The sequence below is a fragment of the Parvularcula dongshanensis genome, from assembly GCF_014199615.1.
GTDB classification, from domain to species: Bacteria; Pseudomonadota; Alphaproteobacteria; order Caulobacterales; family Parvularculaceae; genus Parvularcula; species Parvularcula dongshanensis.
This window is the reverse complement of sequence record NZ_JACHOB010000003.1, coordinates 57,499-74,994: the sequence shown is the minus strand read 5'-3', so window position 1 is coordinate 74,994 and position 17,496 is coordinate 57,499. Positions and strand designations below refer to the sequence as shown.

At 66.4% G+C, this 17,496-nt stretch carries 16 protein-coding genes; 10 read left to right on the top strand and 6 right to left on the bottom strand.

Going from position 1 to position 17,496, the window contains the following annotated elements:
• The first annotated feature begins 153 nt into the window (after positions 1-153).
• From GGQ59_RS08315 to GGQ59_RS08305, 3 genes are all read left to right on the top strand, one after another.
• Positions 154-2,103 carry a DUF885 domain-containing protein gene (locus GGQ59_RS08315; RefSeq protein WP_183817473.1) on the top strand — a complete coding sequence of 650 codons (1,950 nt, stop codon included), beginning with the start codon at positions 154-156 and terminating at the stop codon, positions 2,101-2,103.
• Positions 2,104-2,173: 70 nt separating this feature from the next.
• A complete protein-coding gene (locus GGQ59_RS08310) occupies positions 2,174-3,208 on the top strand; it encodes an aldo/keto reductase (RefSeq protein WP_183817471.1) in 1,035 nt (344 codons plus the stop codon).
• Positions 3,209-3,325: 117 nt separating this feature from the next.
• The gene (locus GGQ59_RS08305) at positions 3,326-4,456 is read left to right on the top strand and encodes an endo-1,4-beta-xylanase (RefSeq protein ID WP_183817469.1); all 1,131 of its coding nucleotides are present in this window, start codon (positions 3,326-3,328) and stop codon (positions 4,454-4,456) included.
• Positions 4,457-4,476: 20 nt separating this feature from the next.
• On the opposite strand, the gene GGQ59_RS08300 is transcribed toward GGQ59_RS08305, so the two are convergent.
• Positions 4,477-6,174 (bottom strand): electron transfer flavoprotein-ubiquinone oxidoreductase, encoded by a 1,698-nt coding sequence (locus tag GGQ59_RS08300; protein WP_183817467.1) that lies wholly within the window; start codon positions 6,172-6,174, stop codon positions 4,477-4,479.
• A 60-nt stretch (positions 6,175-6,234) separates the two neighbouring features.
• A complete protein-coding gene (gene metG, locus GGQ59_RS08295) occupies positions 6,235-7,917 on the bottom strand; it encodes a methionine--tRNA ligase (protein ID WP_183817465.1) in 1,683 nt (560 codons plus the stop codon).
• On the opposite strand from metG, the gene GGQ59_RS08290 reads away from it, so the two are divergent.
• Positions 7,916-8,533: a uracil-DNA glycosylase gene (locus tag GGQ59_RS08290; protein WP_183817463.1), complete on the top strand. Its 618-nt coding sequence runs from the start codon at positions 7,916-7,918 to the stop codon at positions 8,531-8,533. The two genes, metG and GGQ59_RS08290, sit on opposite strands and share 2 nt — an antisense overlap.
• Here the strand turns inward: GGQ59_RS08290 and GGQ59_RS08285 are convergent.
• Positions 8,491-9,339, bottom strand: coding sequence for a MipA/OmpV family protein (locus GGQ59_RS08285; RefSeq protein ID WP_183817460.1), 849 nt, complete (start codon positions 9,337-9,339; stop codon positions 8,491-8,493). The genes GGQ59_RS08290 and GGQ59_RS08285 overlap by 43 nt on opposite strands.
• 5 nt (positions 9,340-9,344) lie before the next feature.
• Positions 9,345-9,809 carry a hypothetical protein gene (locus tag GGQ59_RS08280; protein ID WP_183817458.1) on the bottom strand — a complete coding sequence of 155 codons (465 nt, stop codon included), beginning with the start codon at positions 9,807-9,809 and terminating at the stop codon, positions 9,345-9,347.
• A gap of 118 nt (positions 9,810-9,927) precedes the next feature.
• On the opposite strand from GGQ59_RS08280, the gene GGQ59_RS08275 reads away from it, so the two are divergent.
• Positions 9,928-10,422: a DUF2726 domain-containing protein gene (locus GGQ59_RS08275; protein WP_183817456.1), complete on the top strand. Its 495-nt coding sequence runs from the start codon at positions 9,928-9,930 to the stop codon at positions 10,420-10,422.
• Here GGQ59_RS08275 and parC read toward each other — a convergent pair.
• Positions 10,419-12,701: a DNA topoisomerase IV subunit A gene (gene parC / locus GGQ59_RS08270; RefSeq protein ID WP_183817454.1), complete on the bottom strand. Its 2,283-nt coding sequence runs from the start codon at positions 12,699-12,701 to the stop codon at positions 10,419-10,421. The genes GGQ59_RS08275 and parC overlap by 4 nt on opposite strands.
• 176 nt (positions 12,702-12,877) lie before the next feature.
• On the opposite strand from parC, the gene GGQ59_RS08265 reads away from it, so the two are divergent.
• Positions 12,878-13,540 carry a VPLPA-CTERM sorting domain-containing protein gene (locus GGQ59_RS08265; protein ID WP_183817452.1) on the top strand — a complete coding sequence of 221 codons (663 nt, stop codon included), beginning with the start codon at positions 12,878-12,880 and terminating at the stop codon, positions 13,538-13,540.
• Between the two features lie 6 nt (positions 13,541-13,546).
• Here GGQ59_RS08265 and kdsA read toward each other — a convergent pair whose 3' ends face one another.
• Complete coding sequence (gene kdsA, locus GGQ59_RS08260) at positions 13,547-14,419, bottom strand: 3-deoxy-8-phosphooctulonate synthase (RefSeq protein WP_183817450.1); 873 nt, start codon at positions 14,417-14,419, stop codon at positions 13,547-13,549.
• A 68-nt stretch (positions 14,420-14,487) separates the two neighbouring features.
• Between kdsA and GGQ59_RS08255 the strand changes: the two genes are divergently transcribed.
• The 4 genes from GGQ59_RS08255 (at position 14,488) to GGQ59_RS08240 (ending at position 17,449) form a co-directional block, all read left to right on the top strand.
• Positions 14,488-15,459, top strand: coding sequence for a KpsF/GutQ family sugar-phosphate isomerase (locus GGQ59_RS08255; RefSeq protein WP_183817448.1), 972 nt, complete (start codon positions 14,488-14,490; stop codon positions 15,457-15,459).
• A gap of 49 nt (positions 15,460-15,508) precedes the next feature.
• Positions 15,509-16,951, top strand: coding sequence for a cryptochrome/photolyase family protein (locus tag GGQ59_RS08250; protein ID WP_183817446.1), 1,443 nt, complete (start codon positions 15,509-15,511; stop codon positions 16,949-16,951).
• Between the two features lie 61 nt (positions 16,952-17,012).
• Positions 17,013-17,234 carry a hypothetical protein gene (locus GGQ59_RS08245; protein ID WP_183817444.1) on the top strand — a complete coding sequence of 74 codons (222 nt, stop codon included), beginning with the start codon at positions 17,013-17,015 and terminating at the stop codon, positions 17,232-17,234.
• The gene (locus GGQ59_RS08240) at positions 17,216-17,449 is read left to right on the top strand and encodes a ribbon-helix-helix domain-containing protein (RefSeq protein WP_221400956.1); all 234 of its coding nucleotides are present in this window, start codon (positions 17,216-17,218) and stop codon (positions 17,447-17,449) included. The genes GGQ59_RS08245 and GGQ59_RS08240 overlap by 19 nt, the downstream gene beginning before the upstream one ends.
• Positions 17,450-17,496 lie beyond the last annotated feature (47 nt).

The following is a 17,496-nucleotide window of genomic DNA, read 5'->3' as shown; positions in this document are numbered from 1 at the left end:
AGAGCAACGAGTTGGTGGCACCCCCGAAGGCGACGCCGGTCCGCATGAATGTGGTGTGGGATTTATGTCACGCAAGAGGGGACGGTATAGGTTCCTTGAAGCGACACCGGGGCAGGCGTACCTCCGATTATCGATAAAGTTCAGAGGTTCCCGATGAAGTCCGTTACGACAGCCGCCCTCCTGACCAGCACCGCCCTACTCGCCCTCGCCTCGGTCGCGACCGCGCAAGGTACGCCCAAGCCAGCCACGACCGAGCAGACCGACAAGGGGGAGACCGACGAAGACGCCAATGCGGCCTTCGACCGGATCGTCGACGAAGCGACGAGCGAACTGTTCAAGCTGCAGCCTGCCTATGCGAGCGTCCTCAACATTCCCGAGGAGCAGGCGGGGGGGAGATACAAAGATCGCTTCGGCACGCCGGGGATCGCGGGCTACGAGGAGATGAAGGCTTACTCGGATGAGGTCGAGGCGGAACTCGAAGGCCTAGACGCCTCTGCGCTCACGCCCGAACGTCAAGAGTACCTCGCGATCCTTCTCGGCGATCAGGAGAACGCCGACGAACTCGACGCGATCGAGGAGAAGACCGGCTACTACCTCGCCGGGGGGTACAATAGCCCGTACGTCGTCAACCAGATCGGCGGCATACACACGAACCTGCCGCAGCTGATGACGCAACTGCACGGGCTCGCCTCGGCGGACGATGCCGACGCCTACGTCACGCGGCTCGGCCTCTTCGGCGAGCAGTTCGACGGCGCGATCGAGGTCATGAACGCCAACGCCGAGGCCGGTGCGATCCCGCCCGACTACGCGATCGACGGCGCCATCGCGCAGGCGAAGATGTTCGTCGACGGACCGGCGAGCGAGAACGTCCTCGTCACGCACCTTACGGACACGCTGCCCGAGATCGGCGTCGACGACGTCGACGGCTACCGTCAACGCGCGACCCAAGCGGTCGAAGAGACCGTCTACCCCGCCTATCAGCGGCTCATCGCCGCGCTCGAGGAGCTGCGGCCGCAGGCGACCCATGAGGCCGGGATCTGGGACATTCCCGAAGGGGAACGCCTCTACGACGCGCTCATCGTCGCGAATGGCGAAAGCGAGCTCGACGGCGACGGCGTCCATAAGCTCGGCCTTAGCGAGGTCGCGCGGATCGAAGGCGAGATGGAGGCCTTGTTCGAAGAGATCGGCATGACCGAGGGAACGGTGGGCGAACGCCTCGCCGCGCTCACCGCCGACCCCGAGCAGGTCTTTCCCAACACGCCGGAGGGCAAAGAAGAGCTGCTATCCTACACGCGCGGGCTCGTCTCGGAGGCCGAGGGCGTGATGGGCGAGTACTTCCTCGTGACGCCTAAGAACTCCGTGGTCGTGGAGCCCGTTCCCGCCTACGCCGAACAGGGCGCCGCGGGCGGCTCTTATATGTCGCCGGCCGAGGACGGGTCCCGCCCCGGCATGTTCATGATCAACCTGCGCGATACCGCTATCCAGCCGCGCTATACGCTGCCGACGCTCGTCTATCACGAGACGGTCCCGGGCCACCACTTCCAGCTCGCGCTCGCGACCGACGCCAAAGAGACGCCTCTGCTCGTGCGCCAGTCCGCGTCCTCCACGGGCTTTGCCGAGGGATGGGGTCTCTACGCCGAGAACTTCGCCAAGGAGATCGGCATGTATAAGGACGACCCCGAAGGCGACATCGGCCGTCTGCAGGCGGAGATGTTCCGTGCCGTCCGCCTCGTCGTCGACTCAGGCATGCACGCGAAGCATTGGAGCCGCGAGAAGGCCGTCGACTACATGGTGAAGACGACCGGCATGGAGCGTTCGGACGTCGAGAGCGAGATCGAACGCTACTCGGTCTGGCCAGGCCAGGCCCTCGCCTACAAGACCGGCATGCTGAAGATCCAGGAACTGCGGGCGCGCGCCGAGGAGGCGCTCGGCGACGACTTCGACGTCGCGGCCTTCCACTACCAAGTGCTGCGCGACGGCGGCGCGCCTCTGCGTGTCCTCGAGAAGCGCATCGACGAGTGGATCGCCAAGGGCGGCCCGGCGCCGAAGCTCGCCGCGAGCGACACGGCGGGAAGCAAGGAGAAGTCCAACGAGAAGGGCTGATCGCCCAGGGGCGGGGAACCCACACCCCGCCCCGCCCGTTCGGCTTCCTCTCACACAAGGGAGCCTTCCCATGCGCTACAACCGTCTCGGCAACACCGGCCTCTTCGTCTCCGAGCTCTGCCTCGGCACTATGACCTTCGGGCACTCCGAGGGGATGTGGAAGTCTATCTCAGGGCTAGGTCAGGACGAGGCCGACGATCTCGTTCGCACCGCACTCGACGCCGGGGTCAACTTCTTCGACACGGCGAACGTCTACTCCGAGGGGCAGTCCGAAGAGACGCTCGGACGCTCGCTGAAGACTCTCGGCGTGGCTCGCGAGGAGGTCGTGATCGCGACCAAGGCCTTCGGGCAGATGCACGAGGGGCCGAACGGACGCGGCGCCTCGAGGTATCACCTGATCGACGCCTGCAAGGCGAGCTTGAAGCGGCTCGGCCTCGATCACATCGACCTCTACCAGATCCACGGCTTCGACCCGGCGACGCCGATGGAGGAGACGCTCGAAGCGCTCGACATCCTCGTGAAGCACGGTCACGTCCGCTACGTCGGACTGTCGAACTGGGCGGCTTGGCAGGTCTCCCGCGCTCAAGGCATCGCCGAGCGGCGCGGCCTCTCCCGCTTCGCCTCTCTGCAAGCCTACTACACGGTGGCGGGCCGCGACCTCGAACGCGAGATCATCCCGATGCTGAAGGCAGAAGGCATGGGCCTCATGGTCTGGAGTCCGCTCGCGGGCGGCCTGCTGTCGGGCAAGTACAGCCGCGACGACAAGGGCGAGGGACGGCGTGCCGACTTCGACTTCCCGCCGGTGAACGAGGACCGCGGGTTCGACACGGTCGACGTAATGCGCCGAATCGCGAAGGAACGCGACGCCAGCGTCGCACAGGTCGCGATCGCTTGGCTCCTTCACCAACCCGCCGTCACGAGCGTCATCGTCGGCGCCAAGAAGAAGCACCAGTTGGAGGACAACCTCGGCGCCCCGGAAGTGAACCTTACAGGCGACGACCTGGCGGCACTCGACGAGGTCAGCGCCCTGCCGAAGGAGTATCCCGGTTGGATGTTCGAGACTCAGGGCACAGCGAGGCAAGAACAGTTGGATAGCCAGCGCTAGTTCGGCCTAAGCCGGCCCGTGCAACGGGCCGGCCGGTCCGCCGGGTGTGTTAAAATTCGTTGACCTCCTCTCATGATGTGAGACCTTATCTCACAAAACAATAACGAGGAGGATGCCATGCCCGATTTCTCACGCCGTCATACCCTTGGGTTGCTCGGAAGCGCTGCCCTCTTGCCCGCTTTCCGTGCCCGTGCAGGGACCGTATCGCAGGCCGGGCAACGTCCGGCAGGGAACGGGCCCGGGCTCAAGGACCTGGCGGCGGAGAAGGGCATCCGCTTCGGCTCGGAGATCAACTTCGATCAGCTTGGCGATGAAGCCTACACCGACCTGTTCAAGCGCGAATGCGCGGTGATGGTGCCGGGTGGCGAGCTGAAGATGTACACGATCGAGGACGAACCGGACGTGTGGAACTTCGCGCCCGGGGATGGCCTCATGGCGTTCTCGAAGGAGAACGATATAGGAATGAGGGGGCATACCCTCCTGTGGAACTATCCGCGCTGGCTGCCCGATTGGGTCAACGCGCAGGAGTTCGGATCGTCGCGCGAGGCGGCGAAGTTCCTGACCGACTACATCTCCCGTGTCGCCTCTCATTACTCGCCGCACGTCTACTCCTGGGACGTCATCAACGAGAGCTTCAACGACGAGACGGGGGAGCTTCGAAGCTCTGTCTTCAGCGACGCGATGGGTTGGGACGTCATCGATCACTGTTTCCACGTTGCGAAGGAGAACGCGCCGACCGCGACGCTCGTCTACAACGACTACATGTCCTGGGAGGACAAGAGCGCGAACCACCGAGCGGGCGTCTTGAAGCTCCTCGAGCGGCTCAAACGCGACGAGGTTCCCGTCGATGCGCTCGGTGTGCAGGCTCACATCATGCTGGACCCCGAGGTTCCGTTCACGACACAGAAGCAGCGGGCTTGGGCGGACTATCTAAAGGAAGTCTCGGACATGGGCTACGACCTTCTGTTCACGGAGTTCGACGTGAACGATCGGCTCTATGACGCCGACGACGAGACCCGCGACGCGGAGATCGCCGCCTTCGCTCAGGATTACATCGACGCCTCGCTCGCCAACGAGAAGGCGACGGACTTCCTGCTGTGGGGCATGGCGGATCATTACAGCTGGCTGCAAGCGTTCCGGAAGGAGGGACAGCCGCCGGCCCGCCCCCTGCCCTTCGGCACGGACTACCAACCGAAACCTCTCTACGACGCGATAGCAGCTTCTCTGCGTGCCGCGCCGGTCAGGTAGCCGAGGCTGAACGGCCGAGCCTACATGTTCGGGTAGTTCGGCCCTCCGCCGCCCTCAGGCACGGTCCAGACGATGTTCTGGGCCGGGTCCTTGATGTCGCAAGTCTTGCAGTGGACGCAGTTCTGGGCGTTGATCCGGAACTGCTGGCCGGTGCCGTGGTTCGCTTTCGGTCCGGCTTCGACGAACTCATAGACGCCCGCGGGGCAGTAGCGCTGCGACGGTCCCGCGTAGACGGGCAGTTCGGTCGTGTACGGCACGTCCTCGTCACGAAGCTTGAGGTGGGAGGGCTGGTCCTCCTCGTGGTTCGTGAAGGAGTAGGCCACGCTCGTCAGCCGGTCGAAGGTCAGGACGCCGTCGGGCTTCGGATAGTCGATCGGCTTGTGCTTCGAGGCGGGCTCGGTCGCCTCCGCATCCGTCTTGCCGTGCGGCAGCGTGCCGAAGGGCGAGAAGCCGCCGGGCAGCTTGGATAGCCAGAGCTCCGCCCCCGTCATGGCGATTGCGCCGAGGATGGTGCCGTGCCGCGACCAGAGCGGCTTCGCGTTGCGGACCTTGTAGAGTTCCTCGCGCACCCAGGACGCATCGTAGCGGGCCTGGTAGCCGTCGAGCAGGGCGGGCGTCTCCGCCTCGCCGAGCGCCTCGAAGGCGGCTTCGGCCGCCATCATGCCGGTCTTCATCGCGTTGTGGTTGCCCTTGATGCGGGGCACGTTGACGAAGCCCGCAGCGCACCCGATCAGCGCGCCGCCGGGGAAGCTCAGCTTCGGTACGGACTGGAACCCGCCCTCGGTGATTGCCCTTGCGCCGTAAGCGACGCGCTCGCCGCCCTCTAGGAAGCCGCGAATGTCAGGGTGCGTCTTGAAGCGCTGGAACTCCTGGAACGGCGAAAGGTAGGGGTTCTTGTAGTTGAGGTGCGTGACGAGGCCGATCGAGACGTAGTTGTCGCCGAAGTGGTACATCCACGAGCCGCCGCCCGTGTCGTTCTTGAGCGGCCAGCCGAAGGTATGCTGGACAAGCCCCTTGCGGAAGTTCGCGTCCGGCACCTTCCAGAGCTCCTTGACCCCGAGGCCGTACTTCTGCGGCTCGGCGTGCTCGGCGAGCGCGAACTCCTCGATCAGCTGCTTGGAGAGCGAGCCCCGCACGCCCTCGGCCAAGAGGGTGTAGGTGCCGAGGAGCTCCATGCCGGGCTCGTAGGCGTCCTTCGGCTCGCCGTCCTTGCCGATGCCCGCCTCGCCGACGATGACGCCGCGCACCCTTCCGTCCTCGGCACGGAGCACGCGGGAGGCCGCCATCATCGGGTAGATCTCGACGCCCATGCCTTCAGCCTTCTCAGCCAGCCAACGGCAGACGTTCGCCATCGAGACGGCGTAGCAGCCCTCGTTCTTGACCATCTTCGGCAGAGCGAAGTTCGGCAGCGGCAGGCTGCCCGCCGCACCGAGGTACAAGAAGCGCTCGGCCGTGACGGGCGTGTCGATCGGGCAGCTCGCATCCTCGCGCCACTCCGGCATCAGCTCGTCGAGGGCGCGGGGGTCGAGGACCGCGCCCGACAAGATGTGCGCGCCGACCTCGGAGCCCTTCTCGACGACGACGACCGAGACCTCGCGGCCGGTCTCGGCTTCGAGTTGCTTGAGGCGGATCGCCGCGCAGAGGCCGGCGGGCCCGGCGCCGACGATCACCACGTCGAACTGCATGCTCTCGCGCGCGGTCGGGGTCTCGTCGATCATGGGCGCTTCCTTTTCGTCTTCTCGCTTTGCCGGGGACTTAGCGCAGAATGCCGCGATTTGTCAGCGCGGCGCGCCGAAGCGTTCCGCCCACTCGGCCAACTGCTCGTCTTCCACCTTGCGGAACAAGACGTCCGGCGCGGTGAACGCGGCGCCGTGCGGCAGCCGGTCGAGGAGCGCCCTCGCCTCGCCTTGCGGCCAGGAAGGCGCGTCCTCGATCCCGAAGACGGCGAGCATCTTGTGCGCCGTGAACGGGATCACCGGCGCGGAGAGCTCGGCGAGGAGGCGGACCAGGTTGAGCCCCGTCCTGACCGATGCCGCGGCTCGGTCCTTGTCCGTCTTGAAGCTGGTCCAGGGGGCCGCCGCCTGCAGGTACTCGTTGCCCGCCGCCCAGATCGCGCGAAGCTCGGCGAAGGCCTTGCGGAACTCCATCCGCTCGAGCTGCTCGGTGTAGGCGGGGATGCGGCGGTCGAGCTCCACGAACAAAGCTTCTTCCGCCTCGCCAGGCGCGCCGCCTTCGGGCACCACGCCGTCGAAGCGGGACGAAGCGAAGCGCGTCACGCGGTTGACGAGGTTGCCAAGCACGTCGGCGAGGTCCTTGTTCACCGCGCCCGTAAAGGCTTCGAGCGTGAAGGCCGTATCGTCGGACTCAGGCGCGTTCGCCATCAGGTACCAGCGCCAGGTATCGGCCGGCATGATCTCGAGCGCCTGGTCCATGAAGATGCCGCGCCCCTGACTGGTCGAGAACTTGCCCCCGTACCAGGTGAGCCAGTTGAGGCTCTTGAGCGTGTCGACCGTCTTCCACGGCTCCTTCGAGCCGAGCAGCGTGCAGGGGAAGCTGACGGTGTGGAAGGCGACGTTGTCCTTACCCATGAACTGAACGTAAGAGACGTCGTCCGCCCCCTGATCGGTCCGCCACCAGGCTTCCCAGCCGTCGGAGTCCATCTCTTTCGTCGCGGCGATGTACTCGATCGGCGCGTCGAACCAGACGTAGAAGACCTTGCCCTCGAACCCCTCGCGCGGGACCGGGATACCCCAGTCGAGGTCGCGGGTGATCGAGCGGTCGCGGAGGCCCTCATCCAGCCACTTGTAGGCGATGGAGCGCGTCAGCTGCGGCCAGTGCGGGTGCGCGTCGACCCAGGCACGCACCTCCGGCTCCAGCTTCGACTGAAGGAGGTAGAGGTGCCTCGTCTCGCGAAGCTCGACGTCTCTGCTGCCCGAGATCGCCGAGTACGGATCGATGAGGTCCGTGGGATCGAGGAGCTTCCCACAGTTGTCGCACTGGTCTCCCCGCGCCCGCTCGAAGCCGCAGTTGGGGCAGGTCCCCTCGACGTAGCGATCGGGCAGAAAGCGGCCGTCGGCGGGGCTGTAGACCTGGCTCTCCTCGCGCGCCTCGATGTAGCCGTTCTCTTCCAGCCTCTGCGCGAAGTGCTGCGTCAGCTCCCGGTTGGCCGGCGAAGAGGATCGGCCGAAGACGTCGAAGCTCAGGCCGAAACCTTCGCAGGCGGCCTTCTGGACCTCGTGCTGCTCGGCGCAGTAGGCCGCGATCTCCTGCCCCGCGGCGGCGGCGGCGAGCTCCGCCGGGGTGCCATGCTCGTCGGTCGCGCAGACGAAGGCGACCTCGTGCCCCCGCGCCCGCATGAAGCGGGCGTAGACGTCCGCCGGCAGCATCGAGCCCACGAGGTTGCCGAGGTGCTTGATTCCGTTGATGTAGGGCAGCGCCGAGGTGATGAGGATGCGGGCCATGTCGTCTTTCGTCCGTTCGGACCTGTCAGATGCGGCAGTGCGCGCCGAACGGCAAGCCGCGCTGAGGCGTGGGCATGCCGCGCCCCTCGCCGCCTTTGCCGAGAAGCTTCGGGCTAGACGACCAGGAACGCTCGTCCCCGACGCCGATCCGTTCGACGGCGGAACAGGAGCCCGCATCCTGTTCCTCCTCGAGAAGCCGAGCCGACTCGCCGCCGAGACCGGGTTCGTCGGGCGGGACAACCCGGCAAGGGGTGCTCACACGCTCGGGCGGTTCCTCGCTGAGGCGAGGGTTCCGCGCGGGGAGAGCCTGATCTGGAACGCCGTGCCTTGGTGGAACGGCACGGCGAAGGTCACCGCGGAGGAGAGGCGGGCGGGCGCGGAAGCCCTGCGCGACCTTCTTGCTCTTCTTCCAAAGCTACGAACTGCCGTTCTAGTCGGCAGAGTGGCGCAGACCGTCTGGACAGCGTCCGGCGGGGCGGCTGTGCCGACCTACGAGACGGCGCACTTCTCGGCCAATGTCCGCGCCGCCTTTCCGGACCGCTGGGCCGCGATCCCTGAGATCTGGGCCGAAGCCTACTCGTCCATGATCCGCTTGGCCGCGTCGCCGAAGATGTAGACCGCGCCGACGAAGAGGCTGAACCGGCCGTCGTCCTCGACGATGGGGCTATTGGTCTGGCTGTCCGGCAGGAAGGAGTAGTCGGCCTGAGCGAAGAGCGCGATCTTGTAAGAGAGCGCTTGCCTCGCGACGACCCCGGCGAACGGCACGAAGGCGTCGCCCGTCTCGTAGGCGGGCCGGAAGGGGCAAGGTTCCTGAACGCAGTTCGCGATCAACGCTTCCTCCGGATCGACGCCGAAGTAGTAATCCGACAGATTGCTCGACTGGTAACGGACGCCGCCGACCGGACGCAGTGAGAGCGGGCGCCAGCTCGACAACTCGTAGCTCGCCTGAGCGGAGAGCTCGTAGCCGCCATGGCGAGAAAGCGCGTCGACAAGCCCCGTCAGAGAGAACTGCGCGCCGAGCGCGTCGGTCTTGATCCGACCGCCGACTTCCAGCGTCCCCTTCCGGTCGTCCATGCCGGTCAGATAGGGGCTGTTCTTCGCCTTGTAGCCCTGGAAGCGCCAGTCGGCGACGGCGCTGAAGGCCAGGCCGCTCGTCTCGTAGAGCTCGGCCTCGAGCGTCTTGCCGACGAACTCGAAGCGCTCGGATTGATAGGAGATCAGCGGGATCGGGAAGATCTCGGTGCCGTCCTCGATGTCTCGGTAAGGCAAGGTGGTGATGCCGACACCCGCGCCGGCGACGAAGGCCGCCTCGCCGAAGATGTCTGTCACCGTATCGTCCAGGTCCTGAAGCAGTCCCGGCTGCGCGGCGGCGGGGAGCGCACCGAGAACGGTCAGAAGAAACGTGGGGAGGAAAGGTCTCATGCTGATCATTCTCCGAGGCGCATCGGGCATCTAGTCGAGGCAACGTAGGCGGAAAGATCGGGCGCGTAGAAGTGCAAGCCCCCGGCCCCCTGGCTGACGGAAAAGCAGGCGTCCGGCTCTCCGGCCTGCGCGCGTTCCGGGTAGCGGAAGCAGAGCCGATCATTCACGACCGACCACTGGCCGAGAAGCTCGTCGGCCTCGGCCACGTTGTAGAAGTTGCCGTTCGTGGCCAGCCGCTCCGAGAAACGCTCGCCGCTCGGGTAGCAGCCGTTCAGCGTGACGCCCGCGACCTCCCCGCGCAACGCTTCGCCTTCGAGGATGGTCCCTACCACCTGATCCCGACGGATCGCGCCGCCCGGCGGTACGTCCGTCCGATCGTCTCCCCAGTTCTCCCAGTCCTGCGCCGGTTCCGGCGCGGGATAGGTCCTCTCGGGCGGCGGCAGCCGCGCGCCCTGGGCGCAAGCCCCCATCAAACCTAACGACGCGACGAGTCCCAGGCGCACCACCCGCATTCGACATCCCCTGCTCTGCTGGACGCCAAGCTAACAAGCCGGCAAGGTCCGCGGTTCCAAAGCGTCGTTGAACCCCATGAACTCGACCCTTCTTTGGGCTGTCACCGGCCTACTCGTCCTTCTTGGCCTGCTTGCCTTCCTGCGGCTCGGCACGGACCCGTCCGATCCGCGCCAGCACCTCCGCGCGGTAAAGCGCGCGGGCTTCGAAGCACGACCGGTGCTGAACCGTTCCGAGATGACGCGCCTCGTCTGGTTCGAAGAGTGGGCGCGCGGGAAGCCCTACCGCGTGCTCGCCCAGGTCCCTTACGGCGAGATGATGCGGACGAAGGAGCCGGCGGCCTTTCGCGCGGTCAACGCGAAGCGGGCGGACTTCCTCGTCATCGACGCCGCCGGCCTCCCGCTCGTCGCGATCGAGTATCAGGGGGAAGGCCACTACCAGGGGGACGCGAAGGCACGCGACGCGGTGAAGCGCGCCGCGCTCGCGAGGGCGAACATCGCCCTCGTCGAACTCTTTCCCGAAGACGACCGGACGGAGGCGATCGCCGCGATCGAGGCTGCCCTTTCGGACTAGCCGCCGAAGCGCCCCGAGCGCGGGAAGCCCTTCGGCACCAGCTTGCCGACCTGGCTGCGCTTACCGACCCAGGACTTCCACTGCGCCTCCGACTGAGTCCGCCCGGCGCGGTCCTGCCAGGTGAAGCCGTCCTTCGCCGAGAACACCTTGGCGTCGGCCAGCGTGCCGGGCGCCACCTTCTGCAACGCGACCCCCTTGCCGCGGGTCATCAGGGGCAGGTCCTGCGCGTCGAAGATCAAGAGCTTCCTGTTCGAGGCGAGCGCCGCCACGAAGTCACCCTTGCCTGGCGCCGTGTCGAGAAGGCGACAGACTGCCGCCTCCGCACCGTCGGCGACGTTCAGGACCTGCTTGCCCTTGCGGGTGTTGGCCACCGCATCCTCCTCCTTCACGAGGAGGCCGTGGCCGGAGGTCGCCGCGAGCAGGATCGTCCGTTCGCCTCGGTAGATAAAAGCGGCAGCGAGGTCGTCGGCATTGCCGAGTTCGACCATCAGGCGGATCGGCTCGCCGTGCCCCCGCCCCCCGGGAAGCTCCGCTACGCTCAGCGTGTAGAACTTGCCATTGGTCCCGAGCAGCATGAGCTTATCGGTGGTCTGGGCGGGCAAGGCGAAGCGGCCCTGGTCGCCATCCTTGTACTTGATGCCGGCCTCGTCCTCGACGTGGCCTTTGAGCGCGCGGACCCATCCCTTCTCCGAGATGACGACGGTAACGGGCTCGCGTTCGATCATGTCCGCCTCGTCGAGGCTTTCGGCAGCGGGCGCGTCTTCGATTGCCGTCCGCCTGCGGCCGAGCGGAGTCGTGGGCGAGAAGGCTTTCTTCGTCTCGCGGAGCTGCTCGGTGATGCGGGTCCACTGCAGGTCGTCCGACTTCAGGAGCGCGCGGAGATCCTTCTGCTCGGCTTGGAGCTCCTTGCGCTCGCGTTTGAGTTCCATCTCCTCGAGCTTGCGCAAAGAGCGCAGGCGCATGTTGAGGATCGCCTCGGCCTGCACGTCCGTCAGATCGAAGGTGGCGATCAACTGCGCTTTGGGCTCGTCCTCGTAGCGGATGATCCGGATCACCTCGTCGAGGTTCAAGAAGGCGATGATGAAGCCGTCGAGAACCTCGAGGCGGCGGGCGATCTTCTCGAGGCGGTGGTTCGTGCCCCGGACGAGAACTTCTTTCCTGTGGTCCGCGAAGCTCTGCAGGACCTCACGCAGGCCCATGACGCGCGGCGTGCCCGACGCGTCGAGGACGTTCATGTTGAGCGGGATGCGGGTCTCGAGGTCACAGAGCTTGAAGACCGTCTCCATGACGACGGCAGGGTCGAGGCTGCCCGAGCGGGGCTCCAGCACGAGGCGGATGTCCTCGGCGCTTTCGTCTCGCACGTCCGTAAGGATGGGGAGCTTCTTCGTATTGATGAGGTCGGCGATGCGCTCGACGAGCTTCGACTTCTGGACCTGGTAGGGCACCTCGGTGACGACGATCTGATAGCGGCCTCGGCCTAAATCCTCCGCCTCCCACTTAGCGCGGATGCGGAAGCCGCCCCGGCCGGTGGCGTAGGCCTCGACCATCTCCTCGAAGCCCTCGACGCAGACCCCGCCCGTTGGCAGGTCCGGGCCCTTGACGTATTTGAGCAGTGTCTCGGTCTTCGCGGCGGGCGTCTTGATGAGGTGGATCGTCGCGTCGATCAGCTCGGCGACGTTGTGGGGTGGCACGCTCGTCGCCATGCCGACCGCGATGCCGTTGGCGCCGTTGGCGAGCAGGTTCGGGAAGGCGGCGGGCAGGACGACGGGTTCCCGCCCCTCCCCGTCATAGGTCTCCCGGAAGTCGACCGTGTCCTCGTCTATGCCCGCAAGCAGAAGCTCGGCCGCCGCCGTCAGGCGGCTTTCCGTGTACCGCATAGCGGCGGCGTTGTCGCCGTCGACGTTGCCGAAGTTCCCCTGACCGTCGATCAGCGGCACGCGGACGGAAAAGTCCTGCACCAGGCGCACCATCGCGTCGTAGATCGCTTGGTCGCCGTGCGGGTGGAAGTTGCCCATCACCTCGCCGACGACCTTCGCCGACTTCTTGTAGCCGCCATTGGGGGTCAGGCGCATGTTGCGCATGGCGTAGAGAATGCGGCGATGCACCGGTTTCAAGCCGTCGCGTACGTCCGGCAGCGCCCGCGCCGTGATCGTCGAGAGCGCATAGGCGAGGTAGCGCCGCGACAGCGCCTCCGAGATCGGCTCGTCGAAGATCTCGTCCGCGCGCGGCTTCGGCGCGGCTTTCGGCTTCGGGGCTGTCTTGGTCGGCTTCCTTGCCATGGCGTCCTCCGGCGGGTCTGCCCTTCTAGCTGGAACGGAAAGAGAACGAAACGCGTCGTTCCGATTTTGTCCTTAACGGATCGTCACCTTCTGGCACGCCGATTGCGAGAGCGAGGTTACCCAGACGTTAACGGGGCGGGGGGCCGCTCGGACGTCATCGACAGGGGGCTTTAAACATGAAGAAACTTCTCTCCACTCTCGCCGGTGCCGCGATCGCGATGACCGGCTTTGCGTCCGCCGCGACCATCGACTTCGCCGGCTATGCCGCCGCCAACGGCGAACAGGGTCTGGATGAGTTCGAAGTCCTGAACATCGACGGCTTCAACCTCGTCTTCGGCGCGGTCGACGGTCTGCCGCTCTTCCCGCACGCTGCGAACCCGTACCTGAACGGCGAGGTCTTCGGCAAGCCGACCGGCCTCGGTGTCTGCTCGACCGGCCTCACCGTCGGTGACCAGTGCAAGCATGCCTCGGACAGCCCGATCGACCTGGGCGAAGGCGTCGGCTTCGGCTTCCTCGAAGGGCCCTTCGACGTGACGAGCTTCGAGTTCCGTGACACGCACGGCAACCTCCTCTCGAGCGCGGCCACGATCGCCATTGCGACCCTGAGCGAAGCGGGCGTCGACCTGCGCATCGACTGCGTCGGTGCCTTCATGGCCATGGCGGCCATGGGCGATGCGTTCTTCCTCGACATCGACGCGATCGGCTTCGCGAAGATCAACAAGCCCTTCTACATCTCGTCGATCGACGTGAACGCCGTGCCGGTTCCGGCCGCCGGCCTCCTCTTCGCCTCGGGCATCGCCGGCCTCGGCTACGCCCGCCGCAAGAAGGCCGCCGCGTAAGACGGCTCAGGCTTCAGGAAAGCCATGCAGGCTGGACCGGCTCTTCGCGAGCCGGTCCAGCTCGACCATTTCGGAGAGGAACCCGCGCAGCCATTTGAGTGGGATCATGTTGGGCCCGTCCGAGGGCGCTTTGTCGGGATCGGGGTGGGTCTCGGCGAAGAGTCCCGCGACGCCCACAGCCATCGCCGCCCTCGACAGGCTCGGGATCATCTCGCGCTGACCGCCCGAGGTGCCGCCCTGACCGCCCGGCTGCTGGACGGAGTGGGTCGCATCGAAGATCACCGGCGCGCGCGTCTCCTCCGCCATCACCTTGATGCCGCGAAAGTCGCTGACGAGCGTGTTGTAGCCGAAGCTGACCCCGCGCTCGGTGACGAGCACCCGGTCGTTGCCCGCGCCGCGCACCTTGGCAACGACGTTCTTCATGTCGTGCGGGCTCAGGAACTGGCCCTTCTTCACCTTCACCACCGCGCCGGTCTCCGCCGCCGCGACCAGAAGATCCGTCTGCCGGCACAAGAAGGCCGGGATCTGCAGCACGTCGACGACCGCAGCGACCGGCGCGCACTGCTCGCGCTCGTGCACGTCTGTCAGGACGGGGACGCCTAAGCGCTCCTTCACCTCGGCGAAGATCGGCAGCGCGTCCTTCAGTCCCACCCCGCGCGCACTGCCCAGGCTCGTCCGGTTCGCCTTGTCGAAGCTCGTCTTGTATACGAAGGGAATGCCCAGCTCGTCCGTGATCTCCTTGATCGCGCTCGACACTTCGATCGCGTGCTCGCGGCTCTCCATCGCGCAAGGGCCCGCGAAGAGCGTGAAAGGCTGACCGTTCCCGATCCTTACGGTTCCGGCGGCGGCCTCGATCTCGACGGTGTTCTCTTCTGGCATCGGGTCGGCTCCGTGGACGCTGGCGGCTTGGGGCCGTACATGGCGGGCAGGCCGAAAGGGAACAAGTGATGAGCCGCGCTCTCGAGACCGCCGCTGCGGCCGTCAGGACCGAGCGCTGCGGAGTGGACGCGCTTCTCGGCGCCCTCGACGACCCCGCCACCCCTTTGGCTCGCGCCTTCGATGCCGCCTTCGACGCGCTCCTTCACACACCGGGTCGAGTCATCGTCACCGGAATGGGCAAGTCCGGTCACGTCGCCCGTAAGATCGCCTCGACGCTGGCCAGTACCGGACAACGCGCCGCCTTCGTTCATCCCGGCGAAGCGAGCCATGGCGACCTCGGCATGATCGGCGAGGAAGACGTGGTGCTCGCCCTGTCGAACTCCGGGGAAACGCCGGAACTCGGCTCGATCGTGACCTATTGCAGCCGGTTCGGCGTGCCGCTCATCGCCGTGACGTCGGTCCCTCAGTCCTCGCTCAGCAAGGCCGCGGACATCGTGCTCCCCCTTCCCGACGCAGAAGAAGCCTGCCGCGCGACGCGGGCGCCGACGACCTCCACGACGCTCGCGGTCGTTCTCGGCGACGCGCTCGCGGTCGCACTGCTGGACGCCCGGGGGTTCACGAGTGACGACTTCCGCACGCTTCACCCCGGCGGCAAGCTCGGTGCCTCTCTGAAGCGGGTCCGCGACTTGATGCATGAAGGGCGCGAGTTGCCGCTGGTGCCGTTGCGAACGCCGGTGCGCGAAGCCGTTTCGGTTCTCAGTCGCGGCGGGTTCGGCTGCGTCGGCGTGCTGGACGGGGACGCGCTCGTCGGCATCGCCACCGATGGCGACATCCGGCGGCATATCGGCGACGACCTCGATCGTCTAACAGTCGAGGCCATGATGACCCGTGGCCCGAAGACGGTGTCACCGGACACGCTCGCCGCCGAGGCGCTGGGCATCCTGTCCCGCACGAAGATCACGGCACTCTTCGTCGTCGAAGGGACGCGGCCCGTCGGCCTTCTCCACGTTCACGACTGCCTCGACACAGGCGTCCTATAGACGGGAGAGCTTGCCGGGTTAGCTCCCTGGGCGAGGAGGAACCCCTTTGATGCCCGACACCGCCCCCGCCCTCGTCTGGCTGCGCAACGACTTGCGCCTCGAGGACAACCCCGCGCTGCGCGCCGCTGCCGATTCGGACCGCCCCGCCGCGTGCCTCTACGTCCTCGACGACGTGACCCCGGGCGACTGGGCCATGGGGGGCGCTCAGCGATGGTGGCTCCATAAGAGCCTCGAGGCGCTCGCGGCGGAGCTCGACCGTATCGGCAGCGCGCTGATCCTTCGCCGGGGCGACTCCCGCGGCGTCGTGCCGAGCGTCGCGCAAGAGGTCGGCGCGGACCTCGTGACCTGGAACCGGCGCTACATCGGCTGGCAGAAGGAGGTCGACGACGACGTTGCGCACGCACTCCAGGAGCAGGAGATCGAGGTGCGAACCTTCCGCGGAACGGTCCTCTTCGAACCAGGAGAGATCAGAACCGGGAGCGGCAACATCTACAAGGTCTTCGGGCCCTATTGGCGGAAGTTGCGCGAGCGGGAGGTGCCCGAGAAGCTCGCAAAGGTGCAGAAGCTCGATGCCCCCGCGAAGCTTCCGTCCTCAGATCACCTCGGCGACTGGAATCTTCTCCCTACCCAACCGAACTGGGCCGGCGCCTTCGAGGAGACTTGGGAGCCCGGCGAGCGCGGCGGGCGGGCGCGCTGGCTCTCGTGGCTCAAGTCGAACGCGACGTCCTATGACGAAGATCGCAACTTTCCCGGCCGCGACGCGAGTTCGCGCCAATCGCCCCACCTGCACTTCGGTGAGACCAGTCCCGTGGTGGCGTGGCACGATCTGCGTGAGAGGATCGAAGACGGCGACGTGCCGGAGGACCAGGGAGAGAGCTGGCTGTCCGAGCTCGCCTGGCGGGAGTTCCACCACCAACTCCTCTGCGCCCACCCCGAGATGTTCGACAAGCCGCTCGATGCGAAGTTCGAGCGGTTCGAGTGGGATACGGACGATGATGCTTACCGCGCCTGGACGAAAGGGCAGACCGGCTACCCCATCGTCGATGCGGGCATGCGGCAGCTCTGGCAGACGGGCTGGATGCACAACCGGGTACGCATGATCACGGGCAGCTTCTTCGTGAAAGACCTGCTTCTCGACTGGCGGCGCGGAATGGCGTGGTTCTGGGACTGCCTCGTGGACGCCGACCCCGCCAACAACACCGCGCAGTGGCAGTGGATCGCAGGCTGCGGGGCGGACGCGAGCCCCTTCTTCCGCGTCTTCAACCCGGTCGGCCAAGGCGAGCGGTTCGATCCCGAGGGTGCGTATGTGAAACGCTGGTGCCCCGAGTTGAAGGACCTACCCAAGAAGCACGTCCACGCCCCTTGGGATGCGCTGGCGGACGTGCTGAAGAAGGCTGGCGTCGTGCTGGGGAAGGATTACCCCGAACCGATCGTCGAGCACGCTGCGCGGCGGGACGAGGCGCTCGCTCGATACAAGGCTATCAAGACATGAAGCTGGCACGTCTCTTGCGTCGGAGCGCCTCGGTGCCATGGTAACCACGAAAGGCCCCAGCATGTCCGACGTTTCGTCTCACAGCCGGATGCGCATCGCGCTGGCGCAGTTCTGCATCGCGCGCGGAATCGACTTCGAGACCCTCTACGCTGCGCTTGGGATCGACATGACGGCCGCCGATTCCGAGGCCTTGTCGCACATGGCTGGCGTGATGGATGGGATGACCGCCGCCGTGGAAGGCATTCGCCAAAATGGGATCGACGAATGGACGAAGGGTCGCTGAGCGGGCTGAAGAAGCGCTCGGTGACGCTCGGTGGTCATAGGACCAGCCTCGCGCTCGAGCCCGAGTTCTGGGACGCGTTGGACGCAGCAGCGGACGCCGAGAAGCTCAGCCTCGCCGGCCTCCTCGCCCGGATCGACGAAGCGCGACTGGACCGGGGACGACCCCTGGCGTCGGCGGTGCGGGTTTACCTGCTCAAGCGGGCGGCCGGCGCATAAAAAAAAGAGGCCCGGAACATTCTCGTTCCGAGCCTCTCCCCCAAGGT